Source organism: Stutzerimonas stutzeri, from assembly GCF_002890915.1.
GTDB lineage: Bacteria > Pseudomonadota > Gammaproteobacteria > Pseudomonadales > Pseudomonadaceae > Stutzerimonas > Stutzerimonas stutzeri_AF.
Window position 1 is genome coordinate 115118 of the sequence record NZ_POUT01000009.1, and the last position, 22547, is coordinate 137664.

Genomic DNA, 22547 nt, shown 5'->3' on the forward strand with positions numbered 1-22547 from the left:
GGCAGTTCACCGAAGAGCATCCTTTACACACTCGGGTGCTCGGACACGAAGCATGCGCATTGACACAAGGGTGTTTGCGTGCTGACGGATAGTGATCTGCAAGCCCTCCGGTTGACCGCACGTTTAGCAGGCGTCGTCACCCTGATCCTGATTGACATCCCCATCGCTTGGTGGCTGGCCCGTACCAAGACCTGGTGGAAAGGGCCGATGGGAGGCTGCCTTGGAGCCTAGATTGCTACGCTATTTCGTTGCAGTCGCGGAAGAGCTGCATCTCGCCCGCGCGGCCGAGCGTCTCGGGATCGAGCAATCTCCCGTATCGCGAGCAATGCGCGACCTGGAAAGCCAGCTTGGCGTGCAGTTGTTCGACCGCAGCACCCGCCTGACGCGGCTGACCTGGGCCGGCCAGGTGTTCCTAGGCGAATGCCGACGCGTGATGGCCACCGTGGAGCAGGCAGTCAAGAGTGCCAAGGCGGCGGCACAGGGCTACCAGGGCCATCTGCGCATCGCGATCTGCGACGGCCTGGCGCAGCCCCGCATCGCCACCTTGCTGGCACGCAGCCGCGAGGAGGAGCCCGAGATGGAGATTCGCGTCTTCGAGCTGCCGTTCGCGCAGCAGCTCAAGACGTTGCACGACGATCTGCTGGACATCGGCTTTGCGTTGTCAAACGCGGTACATGATGGCCTCGTCGCCGAGCCGGTGTGGACCGATCCGCTGTCGGTGATCGTGCCCGCACGCCACCCCTTGCTGGCACACGTGCAGGTGCCGCTGACCGAAGCCCTGAAGTTCCCGCTGGTTCTGTGCCATCCCGAATCGGGATCGGGCTGCCGCCATCAGATTCAAGCGCTGCTGCAGGACGCAGGCACGCCGCTCAAGCTGGTCGATGAAGTGACCAGCCTGGGCGTGATGCTGACCCTGGTCGGTGCCGGCTACGGCATCGGCTTCGCCATCGCCTCGCAGGTGCAGACGCTACAGCGCCCGGACATCTCCATTCGTCCCTTGGCCGGCAGCCCACCGGTGCTCTCTACCTACCTGCTGCGCCGCCGGGGCGAACCCTCGGAGCCCATGAAGCGGTTCATCGAGCGGGCGAAAGGCGGGCGGGACCGCGCCTGTCGATGATGAGTCAATCCTTTGAGGACGCAGCTCACCTGTCCGTAGCGGCCTGTGGCGTGATGTGCCAGTGGACAGATAGACTTCGGTATGAAATCCGATGCTCTGGCTGTTGATGGATGTGCTTGGCTCGCTTTGGATCACCCGCAACGGCCTGCGTTGACCAGGCCGAAGACTTGAGTCCACAATCGAGTCCATTCCGTGACGCTTGGATCGGAAAAAACGTTCGTAATAAACGAGTTAGCGACCGGGTGCTGTTCCCTTCGCCCGCTCCAGACACCTAACGTTAAAGCCCTGTTTTTACAGGGCTTTTTCGTTTCTGGTTTTTGGTGGTGTCGAAGAAGTGTCGAAAAGGTCCAGCCGTACGGGCTGTGATCAGATGGACGAAAGCGCCTGGATGACGTGCTTCGGATCGTTATGAATAGCGCGCAGCAGCGCCTTTGCCGGTCCGGTCGGTTCGCGTCGGCCTTGTTCCCAATTACGCAACGTACCCAGTTGAACATCGATCATGGCTGCGAACTTGGCCTGGGTCAGCCCGGTCGCCTTGCGGATATCCTTCACCTGCAGCGAGTCGACGACGAATTCCCGCGAGGCCTGACGTTCGCCACGGTGAATCTCGTCCATCTGCTGGACGCTTTCCAGAAGGTCTTCGAAGAATTTGCTCATGGTGATTACTCCACCGCTCGATGATTTGCTTGAGCACCTTGCGCTCGTCTGCTGTCAGGTCCTCCTGATCTAAACACCCTCAGCTAGATCCCGCAGCCATGAGGGGATATCGATCATTCCATGCAAAACACGCCAAATCTCAATGTGGCTCGGACATTCCACGTAGAACACCACGTAGGGATACCGCTTGAGCTGCCAGGATCGTAGCCCCGGAATATCCAGCTCATGTGCGTAGCGGTTGGAGCCTGATTCTGGGTGTCGACTGAGCTGTTTATAGGCGCGCTCCAGCGCATCAATCAGCCCCAACGCAGCCTTATCGGCCTCACGCTCCAAGTAGTATGAAATCGCTCTATCGACGTCCTCGCGCGCTAGCGCTCTTGGGATGACGGGCTTTTGCTTCATCCGCGAGCATTCCGAACCCAATCACGTAGGGATTCGAAGTAGTCTGCATCAACGGGAGCAGTCGAAGCCGAGGCTGCTCCCGCCAATAGCAGACCACGAAGGTGCTGGCGGTCCTGGTCCTTGCGGATCAATTCGCGGACGTATTCACTACTGGTGCCGTAGCCACGCTGATTGACTTGTTCGTCCACGAAGCTCTTCAGCGTATCGGGAAGGGAGATGTTCATGGTGCTCATGCGGCTAGCCCCGTTTGGCAAAAATTGGCAAGAACCACTTTAGCGCGTTGCTAAACGCGGTGTCGATAAAGCATCGAAAACAATGTGCGAATTGCGCCGAAACGAGCAGACGGTTCAGCCCCGAAACCGCGTAACAACACGCTTTGAGCCGAAACGACACACAAAGCAAAAGGGCCGTTTCCCTTCGCCCGCTCCATATCCCAAATGAAAAAGCCCTGTTCCTACAGGGCTTTTTCATTTCTCGCCGTTCGCGCTGTCATCCATCCGGAGGCTGGCTAATCCATCAGTCAGTCGCGCCGCCAATGGCGTGGGCCTTCATTTGATTTCGCCTGGTGATACGTTCTGCGGGAAATCTTCTGAGGCGTCTGCTGTTGCCCCTTGTACTTGTGGGCGGGACCGGCGCCGTGGTACCTGGGCGGATACGCGCCCTTACCTCGATGCTGCGGCACATGCTTGCCGCCGTCGTAGCGCGGTGGCGGTGCATAGTGGCGGTAGTCGTGGCGCTCATAGCGGTAGTAGCGAATCGGATAGACCTCGTAATGACGGTCTCGATACCCGCTGTAATAGTGCGAATGGCGATAGCCATAATCGCCATGGCCATAGACTGTGCAGCCGCCAAGCAGGGCCAGGACGGCAAGGATTATAGGAGTTCGGGACATGAGGATGCCCTCCTGAGAGGTGTGGCCGGCATTGCCGGCCTTACCCGAGCGGGGCGTGTCAGCAGTTGCCCTTCTTCGCCTGCCCCGGCGGGCAGTGCGGAGGGCCGCCGACATCACCAATGTCGATGCCGATACCCGGCAGGCGCAGGCTGCAGCCGGTTACCAGAAGAGCTGCGAACACCAGCGCAGCAACGCGGGCAATCATCAGCAGCTCCCTTTCATACGATGTCCGGGCGGACAGAAGTGGCCACCGTGGCCGTAGCCACCTAGATCGACACGCACCGCATCGGCATCACCGACCCGGGCATGAATCCCCGGCGCACTGAAGCTGCAACCACTCAGGGCCAGTACGCTGGCAATCAACGTCACGGTTAAGACTCTCATCGGAATACTCCTGATTTTCCGCAAGGCGAAGCCTCGATAAGCCAGCTGCGCAAGACGCAACTCGACAACTGATTTGACTTCCGACGAGACGACTCGTTCCCTACTCGGGCAATGCGGCTCACGCCAGTGGCGAGAGCCGCTGGCTAGGCTCAGCCGGCGTGGTAATCGGCGTCGGCCTCCTCGAAGCGCTTGACGATGCTCGCTGCCGGCTCGGCGCCCAGCTTGCTCACCACCACGATGGCCAGGCTGGCGAGGATGAAGCCCGGGATGATCTCGTACAGCCCCAGGCCGATGAGTTCCTTCCACACCACCACGGTGATCGCTCCGACCAGCATGCCCGCCAGCGCGCCGTTGCGCGTCATGCGCTTCCACAGCAGCGAGATCAGCACCACCGGTCCGAACGCCGCACCGAAGCCGGCCCAGGCGTAGGACACCAGGCCCAGCACCTTGCTTTCCGGGTTGGAGGCGATGCCGATGGCGATCAGCGCGATCAGCAGCACCATCGCCCGGCCGACCCAGACCAGTTCGGTCTGCGAGGCGTTCTTGCGCAGCATCGCCTTGTAGAAGTCCTGGGTCAGCGCGCTGGAGCTCACCAAGAGCTGCGCACTCAAAGTGCTCATCACCGCCGCCAGCACCCCGGAGAGGATGATCCCGGCGACCCACGGGTTGAACAGGATCTTCACCAGTTCCATGAATACCCGCTCGCCGTTCTGGCTCACCGCGCCGGCCAGTTCCGGGTGGTCGGCGAAGTAGGCGATGCCGAGGAAACCCACCGCCACCGCGCCGGCCAGGGTCAGGATCATCCAGGTCATGCCGATGCGCCGCGCATTGGGAATGGTCTTGATCGAGTCGGCGGCCATGAAGCGCACCAGGATGTGCGGCTGGCCGAAGTAGCCCAGGCCCCAGGCCAGCAGCGAGATGATCGCGACGAAGGACAGCCCGCGGAACATGTCGAAGTTGGCCGGGTTCTGCGCCGCGATGGTGGCCATCGCCGTGTCCATGTCGCCCAGCGCGAGGATGACGAACATCGGCGTGACCAAGAGCGCGAAGATCATCAGCGTGGCCTGCACGGTGTCGGTCCAGCTCACCGCCAGGAAGCCGCCGATGAACACGTAGAGGATGGTCGCCGCCGCGCCGATCCACAGTGCATATGCGTAGGGCACGCCGAAGGTGGACTCGAACAGCCGCGCGCCGGCCACCACGCCCGAGGCGCAGTAGATGGTGAAGAACACCAGGATCACCAGCGCCGAGAAGATCCGCAGCAGCCGGCTGTGGTCCTCGAAGCGGTGCGAGAAGTAGTCCGGCAGGGTCAGCGCGTTGTGGTTGTGCTCGGTGTGCACCCGCAGCCGCCCGGCGACGAACAGCCAGTTGAGCCAGGCGCCGACGATCAGGCCGATGGCGATCCAGCTTTCCGACAGGCCGGCGACGAACACCGCCCCGGGCAGGCCCATCAGCAGCCAGCCGCTCATGTCCGAGGCGCCCGCCGACAGCGCGGTGACGAAGCTGCCGAGGCTGCGCCCGCCGAGGATGTAGTCGGAGAAGTTCTTGGTGGCGCGGTAGGCGATGAAGCCGATCAGGATCATCGCCGCGATGTAGATCAGAAAGGTGATCAGCGTGGGTGTACTGACGCTCATTGTGTATCCCTCGTTAGTTGTTGTTCGGCGCAACGCGAGTGGCCCGCGCGACGCCTTGGCAGAGGGCGATGGCGAAAAAGGCCATCACCTGCGACAGGCCCAAGCCAGGCCCGTCAGTGGCGGAAGAGCGTCCGCCAACTGTTCCGGTTGTTGTTCTGGTCCAGCAGCGAAACAGCCGTAGGGTGGATGGCCGAAGCCATCCACCAACCCGCTGCTATGCGCGTGGCTGCATGCGCGTGGAAAATCGCTTCGCGAGTTTTCCACCCTACGGTTCAATCGTCGCCGAGCGACAGCAGCGAGGCGTTGCCGCCCACCGCCGTGGTATTGGTCGAGGTGCTGCGCTCGTTGGTGAAGCGCAGCAGGTAGCTGGGCCCGCCGGCCTTCGGTCCGGTGCCGGACAGCCCGCAGCCACCGAACGGCTGCACGCCGACCACCGCGCCGATCTGGTTGCGGTTGACGTAGAGGTTGCCGACCCGCGCAAGCCGCTCGATACGCTCGGCGGTTTCCTCGTTGCGGCTGTGCACGCCGAGGGTCAGGCCGTAGCCGGTGGCGTTGATCGCCGCGACGACCTTTTCCAGGTCTTCCGCGTCGTAGCGCACCACGTGCAGCACCGGGCCGAAGTGCTCCTTCCTGAGTTCCTCGATGCCACCGATCTCGAAGGCCACCGGCGCGACGAAATGGCCATCGAGCCCTTCCGGCAGCGTGGCCTCGGCGATCAGGCGGCCCTCGCCCTTGAGCTGGTCGATGTGCGCCAGCAGCGCGTCGCGCGCCTCCTGGTCGATCACCGGGCCGATATCGTTCTCGCGCAGGTGCGTCGGCCCGACCTTCAATTCGGCCATGGCGCCCTTGAGCAGATCGATCACGCGGTCGGCGATGTCGCGCTGCACGTAGAGCACGCGCAGCGCCGAACAGCGCTGGCCGGCGCTGGTGAAGGCGGAACCGACGGCATCCTTGATCACCTGCTCGGGCAGCGCGGTGGAATCGACGATCATCGCGTTCTGCCCGCCGGTCTCGGCGATCAGCGTGGCGATCGGGCCTTCCTTCTCCGCCAACTGGCGGTTGATGATGCGCGCGGTGTCGGTCGAGCCGGTGAAGCACACGCCGACCACTCGCGGGTCGCGACAGAACACACCGCCCAGGGTGGCACCGTCGCCGGGCAGGAAGGCGATCGCCTCCTTCGGCAGGCCGGCCTCGAACATCAGCTCCAGCGCGCGCGCGGCGATCAGGCTGGTCTGCTCGGCCGGCTTGGCCAGCACGGTGTTACCAGCGACCAGCGCCGCGCTGATCTGGCCCAGGTAGATGGCCAGCGGGAAGTTCCACGGGCTGACACAGACGAACACGCCGCGGCCTTCATGGAACAGCTCGTTGCGCTCGCCGGTCGGGCCCTTGAGCTCTTCGCGGCCGAGCTTCAGCCGTGCCTGCTGCGCGTAGTAGCGGCAGAAGTCCACGGCCTCGCGCACTTCGTCGATGCCGTCCTGCAGCGACTTGCCGGCTTCCACCGTGCACAGCGCCATCAGCTCGGCGCGGTTCTGCTCGAGCAGTTCGGCCAGGCGCTCGAGAATCGCCGCGCGCTGCTCCACCGGCGTTCCGTTCCAGCGCGGCCAGGCGGCGGCCAGCGCATCGATGGCCTGACGCGCCTGCTCGGCCGTGGCGAACTGCGCACGGCCGACGACCTTGTTCAGCTCATAGGGGCAACGCACATCGCTGGCGGTGCCGCTCAGGCGCTGGCCGCCGATCACCGGTGCGGCCTGCCACTGGCGGTCGAGGAAGGGTTGGTAGGCGCTAGCCAGTTCGTTCCATTGTTGCTGGATATTCATGTTGATCCCTTGGGAGTTCTTGCGGGTGCCGTACAGCGCCGGCGGCAGCGGAATGCGCGGGTTGCCCAGCGCGGCGAAGGTGCGCAGCTGGCTGACCGGATGGTCGATCAGCGACTCCACCGGCACGCGCGGGTCGACCAACTGGTGGACGAACGACGAATTGGCGCCGTTCTCCAGCAGGCGCCGCACCAGGTAGGGCAGCAGGTCCTTGTGGGCGCCGACCGGGGCGTAGATGCGCACGTTCTTGCGGTAGGTCTCGATCACCGTGTCGTACAGCGCATCGCCCATGCCGTGCAGGCGCTGGAACTCGAATTCGCGCGGCTCGGCGGCCTCTTCGGCCATCGCCAGGATGCAGCTGACGGTGTGCGCGTTGTGGCTGGCGAACTGCGGGTAGATCACCCCGCGGGTGTGCTCGGAAAGCAGGTAGCGGGCGCAGGCCAGGTAGGAAGTGTCGGTGCCCTCCTTGCGGGTGAACACCGGGTAGCCGTCGAGCCCCTGCACCTGGCACTGCTTGATCTCGCTGTCCCAGTAGGCGCCCTTGACCAGGCGCAGCGGGATGCGCGCACCGAGTTCGCGGCCGAGCAGCGTCAGCCACACCAGCACGGGCAGGCAGCGCTTGGAATAGGCCTGGATGACCAGGCCGAACTCGCCCCAGCCGGCGATCGCCGGGTCACGCATGAGCTTTTCGTACAGCTCCAGCGACAGCTCCAGGCGATCGGCTTCCTCGGCGTCGATGGTGATGCCGACGTCGCGCTGGCGCGCCAGGATGGCCAGTTCGCGGACGTTGGCGAACAGCTCGCTGAGCACGCGTTCGCGCTGGGCGACTTCATAACGCGGATGCAGCGCCGACAGCTTGATCGACACCGACGGACGCGGGCCGGGACCGACCTGCGGCTCGGCACCCACGGTTTCCACCGCCTGGCGATAGTCGGCCATGTACTTGGCGGCATCCTCGGCGGTCAGTGCGGCCTCGCCGAGCATGTCGAAGGAATAGGTGTAGCCCTTCTCGCGCTCGGGCCGGCCGTTCTTCAGCGCCTCGGCGATGCTGCGGCCGAGCACGAACTGCTTGCCCATCAGCTTCATCGCCTGGTTCATCGCGGCGCGGATCACCGGCTCGCCGGAGCGCTTGAGCAGCCGGCCGATGACGTTCTTCGGGCGGCCATCGGCAGTTTCCGGATCGACCACCTTGCCAGTCATCACCAGCCCCCAGGCGGCGAAATTGACCAGCACGTTGTCGCTCTGGCCGAGATGGCGCTCCCATTCGGCGGCGTTGAGCTTGTCGCGGATCAGCGCATCGGCGGTGGCCGAATCCGGCACCCGCAGCAGCGCCTCGGCCAGGCACATCAGCATCAGCCCTTCCTGGGTGTCCAGGCTGTACTGACGCAGCAGCGCATCGAGGGTATCGACGGCGTTCTCGCGGCCGCGCACGGTCTCGATCAGGCTGCGGGCACGCTCGCGAATCGCGGCGATACCCGCCTCGCCTGGATCGGCCAGCTGCAGCAGTTCGGTGAGATAGGCCGCCTCGTCAACGCTGTAGTTGGCGCTGATGGCGGGAAAGAATTCTGCTGCTGTCTGGTTGGCGAAGGCGCCATCCAGCACGTGACCGGCCTTGAACATCGCGCCGCTCCTCCAGTGTGGGTGTGTTTGTAATAGGTCTAGCCCATCGATCCGGGCGCGGGACGTCACCGGGCGGATCGTTGCTGAGCGGATGCCGGAATGTAGGGGCTATGCAGCGCGCCGTTCTTGCAAAAGACTCCGGAGTTTTTGCAAAAGGCTGCGAAACTCGAGGACGAAATGCGCCTCGCACCAGGATGGGGCGGCCTTCGGGCGCCCTGCGCCGGTCCCGCACCAGAACGGGCCGGGCTCAGCCCTCGGTATCGCGCAAGCGCTTGGGCGTCAGGCCCAGATAGCGGCGGGTCGCGGTGGTCAGCGCGCTCTGGCTGGAAAAACCGCACTCCTCGGCGATGCGTACCAGCGGCAGCGGCGTCTCGCGCAGCAGGCGGGCGGCGCGATCGAGGCGGGTCTTGAGCATGTACTGATGGGGCGTCAGGCCGACACTGTCCTTGAATTGCGCATGGAAGTGTCCTGGGCTCAGGCAGGCGACCTGGGCCAGCTCGGCAACGGTGATGCGCCGTGCCAGGTTGTGCTGGATGTGATTGTCGAGCCGCTGCAGATCCAGCGGGCCGGCCGGGCGTGGCTGCGATTCGCCGAACAGCCGCAGGTGCAGTGCCCGCAGCAACACGCCGCCCAGCGCGCGGGCGAGCAGCGGATCGCTGCCGTAGCGGGCGAGTTCGGCACCGGCATAGGCCAGCAGGTTCTGGAAGTCGGCATCCAGCGCCGGATAGCGCGGCGCCTCGAACAGCCGGGCGAGCAGCTGCGGATCGTCGAGGCAGGCATCCTGCTCGTCCAGGTCGATGATCAGCATGCGGTTGTCGCCCATGCCGGCGAAGCCATGGTCGGCATCACCCGGCACCAGGCAGGCGCGCATCCGGCAGACCTCGCCGCCGGAGCCCGCCACTTCGAACTCCGCGCGCCCAGCCAGCGACATCACCAACTGGTGATAATCGTGGGCATGCTGGTGGGCCTGGTCATCCAGGCGGAGCAGACGGGCATTGAGCATGACGGCACTCTACCGAAGCCGGCCCCCCATGCCCACCCCCGGCTCCCGCATCGCCGCGGGATTGAAATCATCCATCGCACCACCCATCTAAGTTGCACGTATTCGTAACGGGTGCCGCATGAACGACGACGTCAACCAGGACAATCTCGAGCAGGAAATCATTTCCGCCAACGGGCTCGTGCTGCCGGACCAGCAGCAGCCGGACAAGCTCTACATCATCCCCATCCACAACCGGCCGTTCTTCCCGGCGCAGGTGCTGCCGGTGATCGTCAACGAGGATCCCTGGGCCGAGACCCTCGAGCGCGTGGCCAAGACGCCGCACCAGCGCGTGGCGCTGTTCTTCGTCGACTCGCCGGTGCTGGACATGGCCACCTTCGACCCGGCCAGCCTGCCGGAGCACGGCACCATGGTCCGCGTGCACCATGCCTCGCAGGAAGGCGGCAAGCTGCAGTTCGTCGCCCAGGGCCTGGCGCGGGTGCGCATCCGTGGCTGGCTGCGGCGCAAGCCGCCGTATCTGGTGGAGGTGGACTATCCCAAGAGCGACGACGATCCGCGCGACGAGGTGAAGGCCTACGGCATGGCGCTGATCAATGCGATCAAGGAACTGCTGCCGCTCAATCCGCTGTACAGCGAGGAGCTGAAGAACTACCTCAACCGCTTCAGCCCCAACGACCCGTCGCCGCTGACCGACTTCGCCGCCGCGCTGACCACCGCGCCGGGCGTGGAGCTGCAGGAGGTGCTCGATACCGTGCCGGTGCTCAAGCGCATGGAAAAGGTGCTGCCGCTGCTGCGCAAGGAAGTGGAAGTCGCCAAGTTGCAGAAGGAGCTGACCGGCGAGGTCAACCGCAAGATCGGCGAGCGCCAGCGCGAGTTCTTCCTCAAGGAGCAGTTGAAGATCATCCAGCGCGAACTGGGCATCACCAAGGACGACAAGAGCGCCGACGCCGACGAATTCCGCGCCCGCCTGGAAGGCAAGGTGGTGCCGCCGGCGGCGCACAAGCGCATCGACGAGGAACTGAACAAGCTGTCGATCCTCGAGACCGGCTCGCCGGAATACGCCGTCACCCGCAACTACCTGGACTGGGCCACCGCCCTGCCCTGGGGCGTGTACGGCAAGGACAAGCTCGACCTCAAGCGCGCGCGCAAGGTACTCGACAAGCATCACGCCGGCCTGGACGACATCAAGAACCGCATCCTCGAATTCCTCGCGGTCGGTGCCTTCAAGGGCGAGATCGCCGGCTCCATCGTGCTGCTGGTCGGCCCGCCGGGCGTGGGCAAGACCAGCATCGGCAAATCCATCGCCGAGTCGCTGGGCCGGCCGTTCTACCGCTTCAGCGTGGGCGGCATGCGCGACGAGGCGGAGATCAAGGGCCACCGACGCACCTACATCGGCGCGCTGCCCGGCAAGCTGGTGCAGGCGCTCAAGGACGTCGAGGTGATGAACCCGGTGATCATGCTCGACGAGATCGACAAGCTCGGCGCCAGCTACCAGGGCGATCCGGCCTCGGCGCTGCTGGAGACACTCGATCCGGAGCAGAACGTCGAATTCCTCGACCACTACCTGGACCTGCGCCTGGACCTGTCCAAGGTACTGTTCGTCTGCACCGCCAACACCCTGGACTCGATCCCCGGCCCGCTGCTCGACCGCATGGAGGTGATCCGCCTGTCCGGTTACATCGCCGAGGAGAAACTGGCGATCGCCAGGCGCCACCTCTGGCCCAAGCTGCTGGACAAGACCGGCGTGCCCAGGGAGCGCCTGAGCATCAGCGACGGCGCGCTGAAGGCGGTGACCGAAGGCTACGCCCGCGAAGCCGGCGTGCGGCAGCTGGAAAAACAGCTCGGCAAGCTGGTGCGCAAGGCGGTGGTCAAGCTGCTGGAAGACCCGGCGCTCAGCCTGAAGATCACCCCGAAGGACCTGGAAGGCTACCTGGGTAAGCCGGTGTTCCGCAGCGAGCAGGTACTCTCCGGCGTCGGCGTGATCACCGGGCTGGCCTGGACCAGCATGGGCGGCGCCACCCTGCCGATCGAGGCCACGCGCATCCATACCCTCAACCGTGGCTTCAAGCTCACCGGCCAGCTCGGCGAGGTGATGAAGGAATCGGCAGAGATCGCCTACAGCTACGTCAGCTCGCACCTGAAGGACTTCAAGGGCGACCCGGAATTCTTCGACGAGGCCTTCGTGCACCTGCACGTCCCGGAAGGCGCGACGCCCAAGGATGGCCCCAGCGCCGGCATCACCATGGCCAGCGCGCTGCTCTCGCTGGCGCGCAACCAGCCGCCGAAGAAGGGCGTGGCGATGACCGGCGAGCTGACCCTCACCGGCCACGTGCTGCCGATCGGCGGCGTGCGCGAGAAGGTGATCGCCGCGCGGCGGCAGAAGATCTTCGAGCTGATCCTGCCGGAAGCCAACCGCGGCGACTTCGAGGAATTGCCGGACTACCTGAAGGAAGGGCTGACGGTGCATTTCGCCAAGCGTTTCGCCGACGTGGCCAAGGTGCTGTTCTGAAGGGGTGACGGCAGGCCTCGCGGCCTGCATCGCCGCAGGGCGCGCCTCCCACTGGGTTCGACGAAAATCACTGCTCCTGTGGGAGGCCCGACCTCGGGGCGATGCTTTTCAAGCTTCAAGCTTCAAGCTTCAAGCTTCGGGCCTATGGCAGGCCCCGCGGCCTGCATCGCCGCAGGGCGCGCCTCCCACTGGGTTCGACGAAGATCACTGCTCCTGTGGGAGGCCCGACCTCGGGGCGATGCTTTTGGGCTTTTCGGCAGGCCTATAGCCGGCATCACTGCACGCCCTTGGGCCTGCACCTCAAGGGCGGCTATGCTTTCCCACTCCATCCCGACCGGTGCCGATCATGTCTTTCGTCATCCCCCGCCTGCTGCTGCCCGTCACCTTCCTGCTGCTCGGCGCCTGTGCCGGCAAGGAGCAGGCGCCGTCGAGCGTGGTGCTCGGCGACGATCGCCGCTGTCCACAGGCGCTGCAGACCGGCCAGCAACTGATCGTCAGTCTGCCGAGCAATCCCACCACCGGTTATCGCTGGACCCTACGCGAGGCCGCCACCGGCCAGCTGCGCAGCCTCGGCCCCGAGGTGTTCAGCAATCCGAAGGGCGACGTGATCGGCGGCGATGGCCTGTCCACCTGGCGCTTCGAGGCCCACGCGCCCGGCAGCGGCCGACTCTACCTGACCTACCAGCGCCCCTGGGAACCCGATGCCGAGCCGGCCGACCTGTTCGACTGTCGGATCGAGGTACATTGAGCCTCGGTGGAGGGCACGCTTTCGGCTACAATGCCGCCCCGTTTTTCATCGATGCCGCCCGTCCCGTGAGTCACGATCCCGACCGTCTGTTCGCCCAGCCCCTCGTCCACGTCCAGGACTTCGTGTTCAACGAGGACGTGGTGCGGGTGTTCCCCGACATGATCAAGCGCTCGGTGCCGGGCTACCCGGCCATCGTCGAGAACCTCGGCGTGATCGCCGCGCAGTTCGCCCAGCCCAACACCCGCCTGTACGACCTCGGTTGCTCGCTGGGCGCGGTGACCCAGGCGCTGCGCCGTCATGTCAGCCAGGACAACTGCCAGGTGATCGCCGTGGACAACTCCGCCGCGATGGTCGAACGCTGCCGTGAGTACCTGCACGCGCAGGACTCGATGTTCCAGGAGCTGCTGCCGGTCGAGGTGATCGAAGGCGACATTCTCGAACTGGCGTTTCAGCCCGCCTCGCTGGTGGCGCTGAATTTCACCCTGCAGTTCATCACCCCCGAACGCCGCCCGGCGCTGCTCGGCCGCATTCGCCAAGCCCTGGTGCCGGGCGGCGCGCTGATCCTCTCGGAAAAGCTGCGCTTCGAGGATGAGCGGGAACAGCGGCTGCTCACCGACCTGCACGTCGCCTTCAAGCGCGCCAATGGCTACAGCGAGCTGGAAATCGCCCAGAAGCGCAGCGCCATCGAGAACGTGATGAAGCCCGATAGCCTGGAAACCCACCGCCAGCGCCTGCTGGACGCCGGCTTCTCCCAGGTCGTGCCCTGGTTCCAGTGCCTGAATTTCGCCTCGCTGATCGCCCTGCCATGAATCTCGACCTGACTCCCCTCGCCTGGCGCCTGGCCGGCACCCCCCTGGCCGCCTGGGCCAACGACGTACAACGACAACTGGATGCCAAGCTGGAAATCGGCCACGGCGACCTGCCGCGCTGGCGCCGCGCCGTCGACGCGCTGCCCACGCTGATGCCGACGCAGATCGAGCTGCGCGAAGGCTTCCGTCTCGACGCCCCGTGCGACGAAGCCACGTGTGAGGCCACCCGCGAGGCATTGATGGGTCTGTCGCCGTGGCGCAAGGGGCCGTTCGAGGTGTTCGGCGTGCAGGTGGACAGCGAGTGGCGCTCGGACTGGAAATGGCAGCGCGTCGCGCCGCACCTGGACCTTGCCGGCAAGCGCATCCTCGATGTCGGCTGCGGCAACGGCTACTACATGTGGCGCATGCTCGGCGCCGGTGCCGACAGCGTGGTCGGCGTCGACCCCAACTGGCTGTTCTTCTGCCAGTTCCACGCGATGAAGCGCTACCTGCCGGAACTGCCGGCCTGGCACCTGCCGTTCGCCCTGGAAGAGCTGCCGCCGAAGCTCGAAGGCTTCGACACGGTGTTTTCCATGGGCGTGCTCTACCACCGCCGCTCGCCCATCGACCACCTGCTCGACCTCAAGGACTGCCTGCTGCGCGGCGGCGAGCTGGTGCTGGAAACCCTGGTGGTCGAAGGCGACGAGAACACCGCGCTGGTACCCGAGGATCGCTACGCGCAGATGCGCAACGTCTGGTTCCTGCCCTCGGTACCGGCGCTGGAGCGCTGGCTGCGCCGCGCCGGCTTCGTCGACGTGCACTGCGTCGACGTCAGCCTCACCCGCGTCGAGGAACAGCGCAGCACCGAATGGATGCGCTACCAGTCGCTGCCGGATTTCCTCGATCCGCAGGACCACGGCAAGACCGTCGAGGGACTGCCGGCGCCGATGCGCGCCGTGCTGCTGGCGCGCAAGCCCTGACACGCCGAGGGCTCAGCGGCGCGCATCCGCGCAACGCTGCAGCCGCGCCTGGCGCTGTTGCGCCGCCACCACCCGCAGCGGCCGCTCGGCTCTTGCGCTGAGCCGCGCCCGGCTCAGGTCACGTGCCGCCAATTGACGATCGTCCAGTTGCAGCAACTGTCGATACAGGCGCCGCAGGCGCCAGGCGCGATACCAGTCCAGCAGGCCATGCTGCAGGTCCAGCGGCCACATGGCGGGCAGGTAGACGTCAGGCATCCGCGGCTCCAGCGCTCGTCCTGCCTCGGTCTTGCGATACGCAACAGGCATACTCACCTCCGCTTCGTTCGACATGGCGGCAAGCCACCGGCTGTGGCTGCCATCCGTCACGCACAGGATGAGCGGTCCTGGATCGTTCAAACAAACGACTAATATGAAAGCCTGCGTTCAGGAATATTGAAGCCAAGCCATGTCCCAGTCCGCCGAACACCTGCCCACAGCCTCGCTGCCGCTACTGGAAAGCGATGTGTTGCGCACCTTCGTCGCCATCGCCGAAAGCGGCAGCTTCACCCGTGCCGCGGGGCAGATCCACCGCACCACGTCGGCGGTCAGCATGCAGATCAAGCGCCTGGAAGAAACCCTCGGGCGCCCGTTGTTCGTGCGCGAGGCACGCCAGGTACACCTCACGCCGGCCGGCGAGACCCTGTTGGGCTACGCACGGCGCCTGCTCAGGCTAAACGGCGAGGCGGTCGCGCACTTCCTGCACCCGGCATTGCACGGCCGCGTGCGCTTCGGCACTCCGGGCGATATCGGCACGCGCATCCTGCCCGGCCTGCTGGCGCTGTTCGCCTGCAGCCATCCGGCGGTGGAAGTGGACGTCTCGGTCGGGCGCAGCGTCGAGATGATCGAGCGCATCGACGCCGGCGAGCTGGACCTCGCGCTGGTCAGCGTCGGCAACCTGGGCCAGGACGACTCGCGGGGCGAGCCCATCCATAGCGAGCCGCTGGTCTGGGCCGGCCGTGCCGGTGGCGTCGCCGCGCTGCGCTCTCCCCTGCCGCTGGCGTTGGCCAGCCCCGATTGCGCCTGGCGGCGGCAGGCCCTGGATGCTCTCGATCGTATCGGGCGTGACTATCGCATCGCCTATTCCAGCGAACAGGCCGCCGGGCAGGAAGCCGCGATGATCGCCGACCTGGCGATCGCACCCTACCCGCAGAGCCTGCTCCGGCCTCCCTTGCAGCGCCTTGACGGCCAGTTCGGCTTGCCGGAACTGGGCGAATACCGGATCAAGCTGTTGCGCGGCAGCCGCCGCAGCGAGCCGGTCGAGGTGCTCGCCGAGCATGTGATCGCAGCCTTCGCCGAATACCGCCGTGGCCGGCCCGGCGGCAACCTGTAACGGTCGGAAGGAGAAGCGCATGGCTCGCTGGATGATCGTCGCCGGAGCGGCCCTGCTTCTGCTCGGCCTCGCCTGGCACTACTTTCCCTGGCTGCTGAACTGGTTCGGTCGCCTACCCGGCGACATCCGCATCGAGTCGGGACGCAGCCGGGTCAATCTCTTTCGTCGCTGAAAAACTTCGGCAACAGCCGTAGGGTGGAAAACGAGCGAAGCTCTTTTCCACCAGACACGGCCCAAGGTGGAAAACGCGTTGCGGTTTTCCACCCTACGGACGCCCTCAGCCCCGTGCCGCGGCGGCGAGGATCAGCTGCTTCATTTCCTTGACCGCCTGCTTGAAGCCGACGAACAGCGCATGGGCGACGATGGCGTGGCCGATGTTCAGCTCATTGACGCCACGGATCGCGGCAATGGCCTCGGCGTTGTGGTAGTGCAGGCCGTGCCCGGCATTGACGATCAGCCCGTGGCTGAGGCCGGCCTCGACGCCGTCGCGGATGCGCGCCAGCTCGCAGGCCCGCTCGGCGACACCATGGGCATCGGCGTAGCGCCCGGTATGCAGTTCGATGGCCGGCGCGCCGATGCGGGCCGCCGCCTCGATCTGCCGCGGATCGGCGTCGATGAACAGCGAGACCTCGGCGCCGCAGGCGGCCAGCCGCTCCACCGCGGCGCGGATGCGCGCCTCCTGGCCGGCCACGTCGAGGCCGCCTTCGGTGGTCAGTTCCTGGCGAGTTTCCGGTACCAGACAGACATGCTCGGGCCGCAGCTGCTCGGCGAAGGCGAGCATCGCCTCGGTGACGCCCATCTCGAAGTTCATTCGCGTCTGCAGGGCGTCCTTCATCATCAGCACGTCGCGTTCCTGGATGTGCCGGCGGTCTTCGCGCAGGTGCACGGTGATGCCGTCGGCACCGGCCTCCTCGGCATCCAGCGCAGCCTTGACCGGGTCCGGGTAGCGCGTGCCACGGGCCTGGCGCAGGGTGGCGACGTGGTCGACGTTGACACCGAGCAGGATTCGATTGGCTTCAGTCACGCGGGACCTCCTTCATGGTCATGAACAGTTCGCGGCTGACCAGCGGTCGGCCGCCCAGGTGGGGTGCCAGGGCCTGGCGCATCAGCCGCTTGGCCGCGGCCAAGGCACCCGCCACCTGCCAGTCGGCATCGGCCATCGCCAGGAGTTCCGCGCCATTGAACAGGCCGGGCTGGAACATCTCGACCGGCTCGAGCCCGGCATCCGGCAACAGCCGGTACAGCCGCACGGGGTCGACCGGCTGACCGGCGATATCGGTATCGAGGGCAAAACCATAGCCCAGTTCGCTCAGCAGTCGCCATTCGAAAGCACGCAGCAGCGGCTCCAGCGGACGGTGCGCAGCCAATGCCGGCAAGGTCGCGACGTAATGCTCGAACAAGGCGGGATGCGCGTCCTCGGCGGGCAGCAGGCGAATCAGCAATTCGTTGAGGTACATGCCACTGAACAGCGCCTGGCCGTCGAGCCAGTGCGCGGGCCCGGTGTTTTCGAGGCGGGCGATGGTCTTCAGTTCGGACTTGCCGCGCAACTCCACTTCCAGAGATATGAAGGGGCGGATCAGGCTGCCGGCTCTGCCGCGTGCCGCACGCATGACCGCGCGCAGCCGACCCTGTGGGGTGAACAGGTCGACCAGCGCGCTGCTTTCCTTGTAGGGCCGGCTGTGCAGAACGAAGGCAGGCTGGTGCATGGCGGGCCATGGGTGCGCAATGCGCACGGATGATTGCGGATCGGGTTTTACTGGTAGCCCAGCGAGTGCAGTGCCCGCTCGTCGTCGGACCAGCCACCCTTGACCTTGACCCAGAGGTTGAGCATGACCTTGGAGTCGAACAGCACTTCCATGTCCTTGCGTGCCTCCTGGCCGATGCGTTTGATGCGCTCGCCCTTGTCGCCGATGATGATCTTCTTCTGCCCGTCGCGCTCGACCAGGATCAGCGCATGGATGTGCAGCACATGGCCTTCCTGCTTGAAGTCCTCGATCTCGACGGTGATCTGGTACGGCACCTCGGCGCCGAGCTGGCGCATGATCTTCTCGCGCACCAGCTCGGCGGCAAGGAAACGGCTGCTGCGGTCGGTGATCTGGTCTTCCGGAAAGAAGTGCTCGCCTTCCGGCAGGCGCTCGGCCACCAGCTTTTCCAGCGCCTCGAGGTTCTGCCCGTGCTGCGCGGAAATCGGCACGATCTCGGCGTTCGGCAGTTGCTCGGCGAGCCAGCGCAGGTGCGGCAGCAGCTCGGCCTTGTCCTCGATGCGGTCGGTCTTGTTCACCGCAACGATCAGCGGCCCGGTCACGTACTGTACGCGCTCGAGCACGGCCTGGTCCTCGTCGGTCCAGCGAGTGCGGTCGACGACGAAGATCACCACGTCGACGTCCTTCAGCGCCGAGGCGGCGGTGCGGTTCATGTAGCGGTTGAGCGCCGTCTCGCCGTTCTTGTGCAGCCCCGGGGTGTCGACGTAGACCGCCTGCACATTGCCTTCGGTCTTGATGCCGAGCATGTTGTGGCGGGTGGTCTGCGGCTTGCGCGAGGTGATCGCCAGCTTCTGCCCGAGGAGGTGGTTGAGCAGGGTCGACTTGCCGACATTCGGCCGACCGACGATGGCGACGTAGCCGCAGCGGCTGACGTCTTGCTGCTGTGCGTGCTCGTCAGTCATGTCCGTTCTCCACGCCGAGGGCGATCAATGCGGCCGCCGCGGCGACCTGTTCGGCAATGCGGCGACTGGCGCCCTGCCCGTGGGTTTTCTCGTTGAGCAGCGCCACCTCGCATTCGACGAAGAAGGTTCGGCAATGCGGCTCGCCCTGGATATCCACCACCCCGTAGCGCGGCAGCTCGCAGGCGCGCGATTGCAGGAACTCCTGCAGGCGGGTCTTGGGATCCTTGTTGGTGTCGACCAGGGTCAACCCCTGCAGTTCGTTGTCCAGCCAGGCGAGCACGCGGTCGCGGGCGGTTTCCATGCCGGCATCGAGATAGATCGCACCGATCAGCGCTTCGAGGGTATCGGCGAGGATGGATTCGCGCCGAAAGCCACCACTCTTGAGCTCCCCGGAGCCCAGCCGCAGGTGTTCGCCGAGCTCGAACCCACGCGCCAGCACCGCCAGCGTCTCGCCCTTCACCAGGCGCGCGCGCAGACGCGACAGCTGGCCCTCGCGGGCCTGGGGAAAGTGGTTGAACAGCGCCTCGCCGGCGATGAAGTTGAGAATCGCGTCGCCGAGGAACTCCAGACGCTCGTTGTTGCGTCCGGCATAGCTGCGATGGGTCAGGGCCAGGAGCATCAGCTCCGGGTCCTTGAATTGATAACCGAGCCTGCGCTCGAGTCGGGCTAACGAAGTGCTCACGGCATCCTTAGGCGATATTCTTTGTCGAAGTTCGCCACCAGATCGAGATTGCGGATCAGCGGCTCGCGTTTTTCGTATTTCAGGTGTGCCCTGAATTCATTGTTCTGGATTTCGACCTTCAGCGCTTTCTTCAGATCGATGTCCTGGATGCCGTTGACCTGCATCCCCTTGCTGACATGACTATAGAACTCTCCGACACTGCGGATCTCCAGCGCTTCGTCGGTTTCCACGGACTTGATGATCTTGTCCATGGACATGTAATCGAAGTAATGCGGGAACATCTTGAATCCGGTGCTGGCGAAAAACGCCACGATGGCCAGCACCATGACCCAGCTCAGCATGGACAGCCCTTTTTGCGAACGCGCAAAGCTCATGTCGACCTCTATGTCGTTACGATACCCACCGATCGGGGCAGGCCCAATATAGCGAGCCCGCTCGAACGAACAGGGGCGGCAATTCACAGCTTTCAGTGAATCAGCCCCACCCGGGAGAAATTCGGCAGGTTGCCCAGCTTCGGATCGGGCCAGCTCATCCACACGGCGAAGGCCTTGCCGACGATATTGCGGTCCGGCACCATCCCGGCGAGTTCGGCCGGAATCGTCTCGCTCTGCCAGTAACGGCTATCGTTGGAGTTGTCGCGGTTGTCGCCCATCATGAAGTAGTGACCGGCCGGCACGGTCCACTGCCGGCTCGGCTCGATCCGATAGCGCCCCATCTCCTTGCGGATCTGGTGCTCCACCTCGCCCAGCTTCTCCTGATAGAGCACCGCGCTGCCCAGGCTGCCCGGCTCCTCGCCGATCAGGGTTTCGGCCACCAACCGGTCGTTGACGTACAGGCGGCGGTCGCTGCTGTAGCGAACGGTGTCGCCCGGCAGGCCGACGACCCGCTTGATGTAGTTGATGCTCGGCTCGTTGGGATAGCGGAACACCATGACATCGCCACGCTTCGGATCGCTGACCTCGATCACCTTGCTGTCCACCACCGGCAGGCGGATGCCGTAGGCGAACTTGTTCACCAGGATGAAATCGCCCACCTCGAGGGTGGGGAGCATCGAACCGGAGGGAATCTGGAACGGCTCGACCAGGAACGAGCGCAGCACCAGCACGATCGCCAGCACCGGGAAGAACGACTTGCCGTACTCGATCAGCAGCGGCTCCTTGCTCAGCGCTTCCAGCGTCGAGGGGTCGATTTCCCCGGCGCGCCCTTCGTAGTTGGCGATGGCCGCACGCCGACGAGGGGCGAAGAACAACAGGTCGCTCAGCGCCAACAGGCCGCAGACGGCAACGGCGATGACCAGCAACAACGGGAAATTGATCGACATATCAGCTATCTACCTTCAACACCGCGAGGAACGCCTCTTGCGGGATTTCCACGCTGCCGACCTGCTTCATGCGCTTCTTGCCGGCCTTCTGCTTCTCCAGCAGCTTGCGTTTGCGGCTGACGTCGCCGCCGTAGCATTTCGCCAGAACATTCTTGCGCAGCGCCTTGACGGTGGTGCGGGCAACGATCTGCCCGCCGATGGCCGCCTGGATCGCCACGTCGAACATCTGCCGCGGAATCAGCTCTTTCATCTTCTCGGTCAGCTGGCGCCCCTTGTAGTGGGCGTTGTCGCGATGCACGATCAATGCCAGGGCATCGACCTTCTCGCCGTTGATCAGCACGTCCAGCTTGACCAGGTTGGCCGACTGGAAGCGCTCGAAGCTGTAGTCCAGCGAGGCGTAGCCGCGGCTCACCGATTTCAGCCGGTCGAAGAAGTCCAGTACCACCTCGCTCATCGGCAGGTCGTAGCGCACCTGCACTTGGGAGCCGAGGAACTGCATGTCGCGCTGCACGCCGCGCTTCTCGATGCACAGGGTGATGACGTTGCCCAGGTGATCCTGCGGCACCAGGATGTTGGCCTGCACGATGGGCTCGCGCATGTCGTCGATGGAGGACAGGTCGGGCAGACGCGACGGGTTGTCGACGTAGAGGGTTTCGCCGTTCTTCAGCAGCAGTTCGTAGACCACGGTGGGCGCCGTGGTGATCAGGTCCAGGTTGTATTCGCGCTCCAGGCGCTCCTGGATGATCTCCATGTGCAGCATGCCGAGGAAGCCGATGCGGAAGCCGAAGCCCAGGGCTTCGGAGCTTTCCGGCTCGTACTGCAGCGCCGCATCGTTGAGTGTGAGCTTCTGCAGGGCTTCGCGGAAGTCCTCGAAGTCGTCGGAGCTGACCGGGAACAGCCCGGCGTACACCTGCGGCTTGATGCGCTGGAAGCCCGGCAGCATCTCCACGTCAGGCGTGCTGGACAGTGTCAGGGTGTCGCCCACCGGCGCGCCATGAATGTCCTTGATACCGGCGATGATGAAGCCCACCTCACCCGCCTTGAGGTCGGCGGTCGCGGTGTGCTTGGGCGTGAAGACACCGACGCTGTCCACCTGATGGACCTTGCCGGTGGACTTCACCAGCACCTTGTCGCCCTTCTTGATACGGCCATGGCGTACACGCACCAGGGACACCACACCCAGGTAGTTATCGAACCAGGAGTCGATGATCAGCGCCTGCAGCGGCGCATCGATCTCGCCCTGCGGCGGCGGAATGACCTCGACCAGGCGCTCCAGCACATCGACCACGCCCATGCCGCTCTTGGCGCTGCAGGCGACCGCGTCGGTGGCATCGATGCCGATGATGTGCTCGATCTCGTCCTTGACCCGCTCCGGCTCCGCCTGCGGCAGGTCCATCTTGTTCAGCACCGGCATGACCTCGAGGCCCTGCTCGATGGCGGTATAGCAATTGGCGACCGACTGCGCCTCGACCCCCTGGCCGGCGTCGACCACCAGCAAGGCGCCTTCGCAGGCGGCCAGCGAGCGGCTGACTTCATAGGTGAAGTCGACGTGGCCGGGCGTGTCGATGAAGTTCAGCTGGTAGGTCTTCCCGTCCTGCGCCTTGTAATGCAGGGTGACGCTGTGGGCCTTGATGGTAATGCCGCGCTCGCGTTCCAGATCCATCGAGTCCAGCACCTGCGCCTCCATTTCGCGCTCGGACAGGCCGCCGCACATCTGGATGAAGCGGTCCGCCAGGGTCGACTTGCCGTGATCGATATGGGCGATGATGGAAAAATTGCGGATATGACTCAGGTCACTCACAGCTCAACACTCGGAAAAGTCGCGGGTCGATGCCCGCCGAAAATAGCCGGGGAGTGTAACTGATCAGCCCTTGAAGCGCCACGCGCAAGCCGCCCGCGCAATGCGAGCGCGACGCCGGCACAAGAACGGATATATCCCGAAAACAAGAAGGGCGGTATGAACCG

General features: G+C 65.0%; 23 protein-coding genes and 1 pseudogene. 7 read left to right on the forward strand and 17 right to left on the reverse strand.

The features are described 5' to 3' along the window. The first annotated feature begins 220 nt into the window (after positions 1-220). Positions 221-1117, forward strand: a complete 897-nt coding sequence (locus CXK94_RS16270) for a LysR family transcriptional regulator (protein ID WP_102895108.1) — start codon at positions 221-223, stop codon at positions 1115-1117. Positions 1118-1483: 366 nt separating this feature from the next. Here CXK94_RS16270 and CXK94_RS16275 read toward each other — a convergent pair whose 3' ends face one another. From CXK94_RS16275 to CXK94_RS16305, 9 genes are all read right to left on the reverse strand, one after another. Further along, a complete protein-coding gene (locus CXK94_RS16275) occupies positions 1484-1774 on the reverse strand; it encodes a helix-turn-helix domain-containing protein (RefSeq protein WP_102895109.1) in 291 nt (96 codons plus the stop codon). A 69-nt stretch (positions 1775-1843) separates the two neighbouring features. Next, a complete protein-coding gene (locus tag CXK94_RS16280) occupies positions 1844-2176 on the reverse strand; it encodes a type II toxin-antitoxin system RelE/ParE family toxin (RefSeq protein WP_102895110.1) in 333 nt (110 codons plus the stop codon). Continuing rightward, complete coding sequence (locus CXK94_RS16285; protein ID WP_102895111.1) at positions 2173-2409, reverse strand: type II toxin-antitoxin system ParD family antitoxin; 237 nt, start codon at positions 2407-2409, stop codon at positions 2173-2175. The genes CXK94_RS16280 and CXK94_RS16285 overlap by 4 nt, the downstream gene beginning before the upstream one ends. Positions 2410-2696: 287 nt before the next feature. Next, positions 2697-3068, reverse strand: a complete 372-nt coding sequence (locus CXK94_RS22290; protein ID WP_146032313.1) for a hypothetical protein — start codon at positions 3066-3068, stop codon at positions 2697-2699. A 58-nt stretch (positions 3069-3126) separates the two neighbouring features. Next, positions 3127-3273: a hypothetical protein gene (locus CXK94_RS22455; protein WP_164838490.1), complete on the reverse strand. Its 147-nt coding sequence runs from the start codon at positions 3271-3273 to the stop codon at positions 3127-3129. Beyond that, positions 3273-3452: a hypothetical protein gene (locus tag CXK94_RS16290; RefSeq protein WP_102895112.1), complete on the reverse strand. Its 180-nt coding sequence runs from the start codon at positions 3450-3452 to the stop codon at positions 3273-3275. Before CXK94_RS16290 ends, CXK94_RS22455 begins: the two co-directional genes overlap by 1 nt. Before the next feature lie 149 nt (positions 3453-3601). Next, entirely contained in the window at positions 3602-5086 is a 1485-nt protein-coding gene (gene putP / locus CXK94_RS16295) for a sodium/proline symporter PutP (protein WP_102895113.1), read from the reverse strand. A gap of 272 nt (positions 5087-5358) precedes the next feature. After that, entirely contained in the window at positions 5359-8520 is a 3162-nt protein-coding gene (putA, locus tag CXK94_RS16300; protein WP_102895114.1) for a bifunctional proline dehydrogenase/L-glutamate gamma-semialdehyde dehydrogenase PutA, read from the reverse strand. Between the two features lie 247 nt (positions 8521-8767). Then, the gene (locus tag CXK94_RS16305) at positions 8768-9523 is read right to left on the reverse strand and encodes an AraC family transcriptional regulator (RefSeq protein ID WP_102895115.1); all 756 of its coding nucleotides are present in this window, start codon (positions 9521-9523) and stop codon (positions 8768-8770) included. Positions 9524-9641: 118 nt separating this feature from the next. On the opposite strand from CXK94_RS16305, the gene lon reads away from it, so the two are divergent. The 4 genes from lon (at position 9642) to cmoB (ending at position 14545) form a co-directional block, all read left to right on the forward strand. Beyond that, complete coding sequence (lon, locus tag CXK94_RS16310; RefSeq protein WP_102895116.1) at positions 9642-12029, forward strand: endopeptidase La; 2388 nt, start codon at positions 9642-9644, stop codon at positions 12027-12029. Positions 12030-12375: 346 nt separating this feature from the next. Then, positions 12376-12777 (forward strand): protease inhibitor I42 family protein, encoded by a 402-nt coding sequence (locus tag CXK94_RS16315; RefSeq protein WP_102895117.1) that lies wholly within the window; start codon positions 12376-12378, stop codon positions 12775-12777. A 65-nt stretch (positions 12778-12842) separates the two neighbouring features. Continuing rightward, a complete protein-coding gene (gene cmoA, locus CXK94_RS16320) occupies positions 12843-13586 on the forward strand; it encodes a carboxy-S-adenosyl-L-methionine synthase CmoA (RefSeq protein ID WP_102895199.1) in 744 nt (247 codons plus the stop codon). Further along, complete coding sequence (cmoB, locus tag CXK94_RS16325; RefSeq protein WP_102895118.1) at positions 13583-14545, forward strand: tRNA 5-methoxyuridine(34)/uridine 5-oxyacetic acid(34) synthase CmoB; 963 nt, start codon at positions 13583-13585, stop codon at positions 14543-14545. The genes cmoA and cmoB overlap by 4 nt, the downstream gene beginning before the upstream one ends. A 12-nt stretch (positions 14546-14557) precedes the next feature. Here cmoB and CXK94_RS16330 read toward each other — a convergent pair whose 3' ends face one another. Further along, positions 14558-14800 carry a hypothetical protein gene (locus CXK94_RS16330; RefSeq protein WP_180984440.1) on the reverse strand — a complete coding sequence of 81 codons (243 nt, stop codon included), beginning with the start codon at positions 14798-14800 and terminating at the stop codon, positions 14558-14560. A gap of 190 nt (positions 14801-14990) precedes the next feature. Here CXK94_RS16330 and CXK94_RS16335 point away from each other — a divergent pair, with 190 nt between their 5' ends. Continuing rightward, positions 14991-15914, forward strand: coding sequence for a LysR family transcriptional regulator (locus CXK94_RS16335; protein ID WP_102895119.1), 924 nt, complete (start codon positions 14991-14993; stop codon positions 15912-15914). 19 nt (positions 15915-15933) lie between these two features. Then, positions 15934-16068 (forward strand): annotated as a pseudogene (locus tag CXK94_RS16340) (DUF2905 family protein); the annotation flags it as partial. 123 nt (positions 16069-16191) lie between these two features. Here CXK94_RS16340 and pdxJ read toward each other — a convergent pair. From pdxJ to lepA, 7 genes are all read right to left on the reverse strand, one after another. Continuing rightward, positions 16192-16938, reverse strand: a complete 747-nt coding sequence (gene pdxJ, locus CXK94_RS16345) for a pyridoxine 5'-phosphate synthase (protein ID WP_037038720.1) — start codon at positions 16936-16938, stop codon at positions 16192-16194. Continuing rightward, complete coding sequence (recO, locus tag CXK94_RS16350) at positions 16931-17620, reverse strand: DNA repair protein RecO (protein ID WP_037038718.1); 690 nt, start codon at positions 17618-17620, stop codon at positions 16931-16933. Before recO ends, pdxJ begins: the two co-directional genes overlap by 8 nt. 47 nt (positions 17621-17667) lie before the next feature. After that, positions 17668-18579, reverse strand: coding sequence for a GTPase Era (gene era, locus CXK94_RS16355; RefSeq protein ID WP_102895121.1), 912 nt, complete (start codon positions 18577-18579; stop codon positions 17668-17670). Next, positions 18572-19261, reverse strand: a complete 690-nt coding sequence (gene rnc, locus CXK94_RS16360; protein ID WP_102895122.1) for a ribonuclease III — start codon at positions 19259-19261, stop codon at positions 18572-18574. Before rnc ends, era begins: the two co-directional genes overlap by 8 nt. Next, positions 19258-19635 carry a DUF4845 domain-containing protein gene (locus CXK94_RS16365; RefSeq protein ID WP_037038714.1) on the reverse strand — a complete coding sequence of 126 codons (378 nt, stop codon included), beginning with the start codon at positions 19633-19635 and terminating at the stop codon, positions 19258-19260. The genes rnc and CXK94_RS16365 overlap by 4 nt, the downstream gene beginning before the upstream one ends. Before the next feature lie 92 nt (positions 19636-19727). Further along, a complete protein-coding gene (gene lepB / locus CXK94_RS16370) occupies positions 19728-20582 on the reverse strand; it encodes a signal peptidase I (protein WP_037038712.1) in 855 nt (284 codons plus the stop codon). Between the two features lies 1 nt (position 20583). Continuing rightward, the gene (lepA, locus tag CXK94_RS16375; protein ID WP_102895123.1) at positions 20584-22383 is read right to left on the reverse strand and encodes a translation elongation factor 4; all 1800 of its coding nucleotides are present in this window, start codon (positions 22381-22383) and stop codon (positions 20584-20586) included. Positions 22384-22547: the final 164 nt, after the last annotated feature.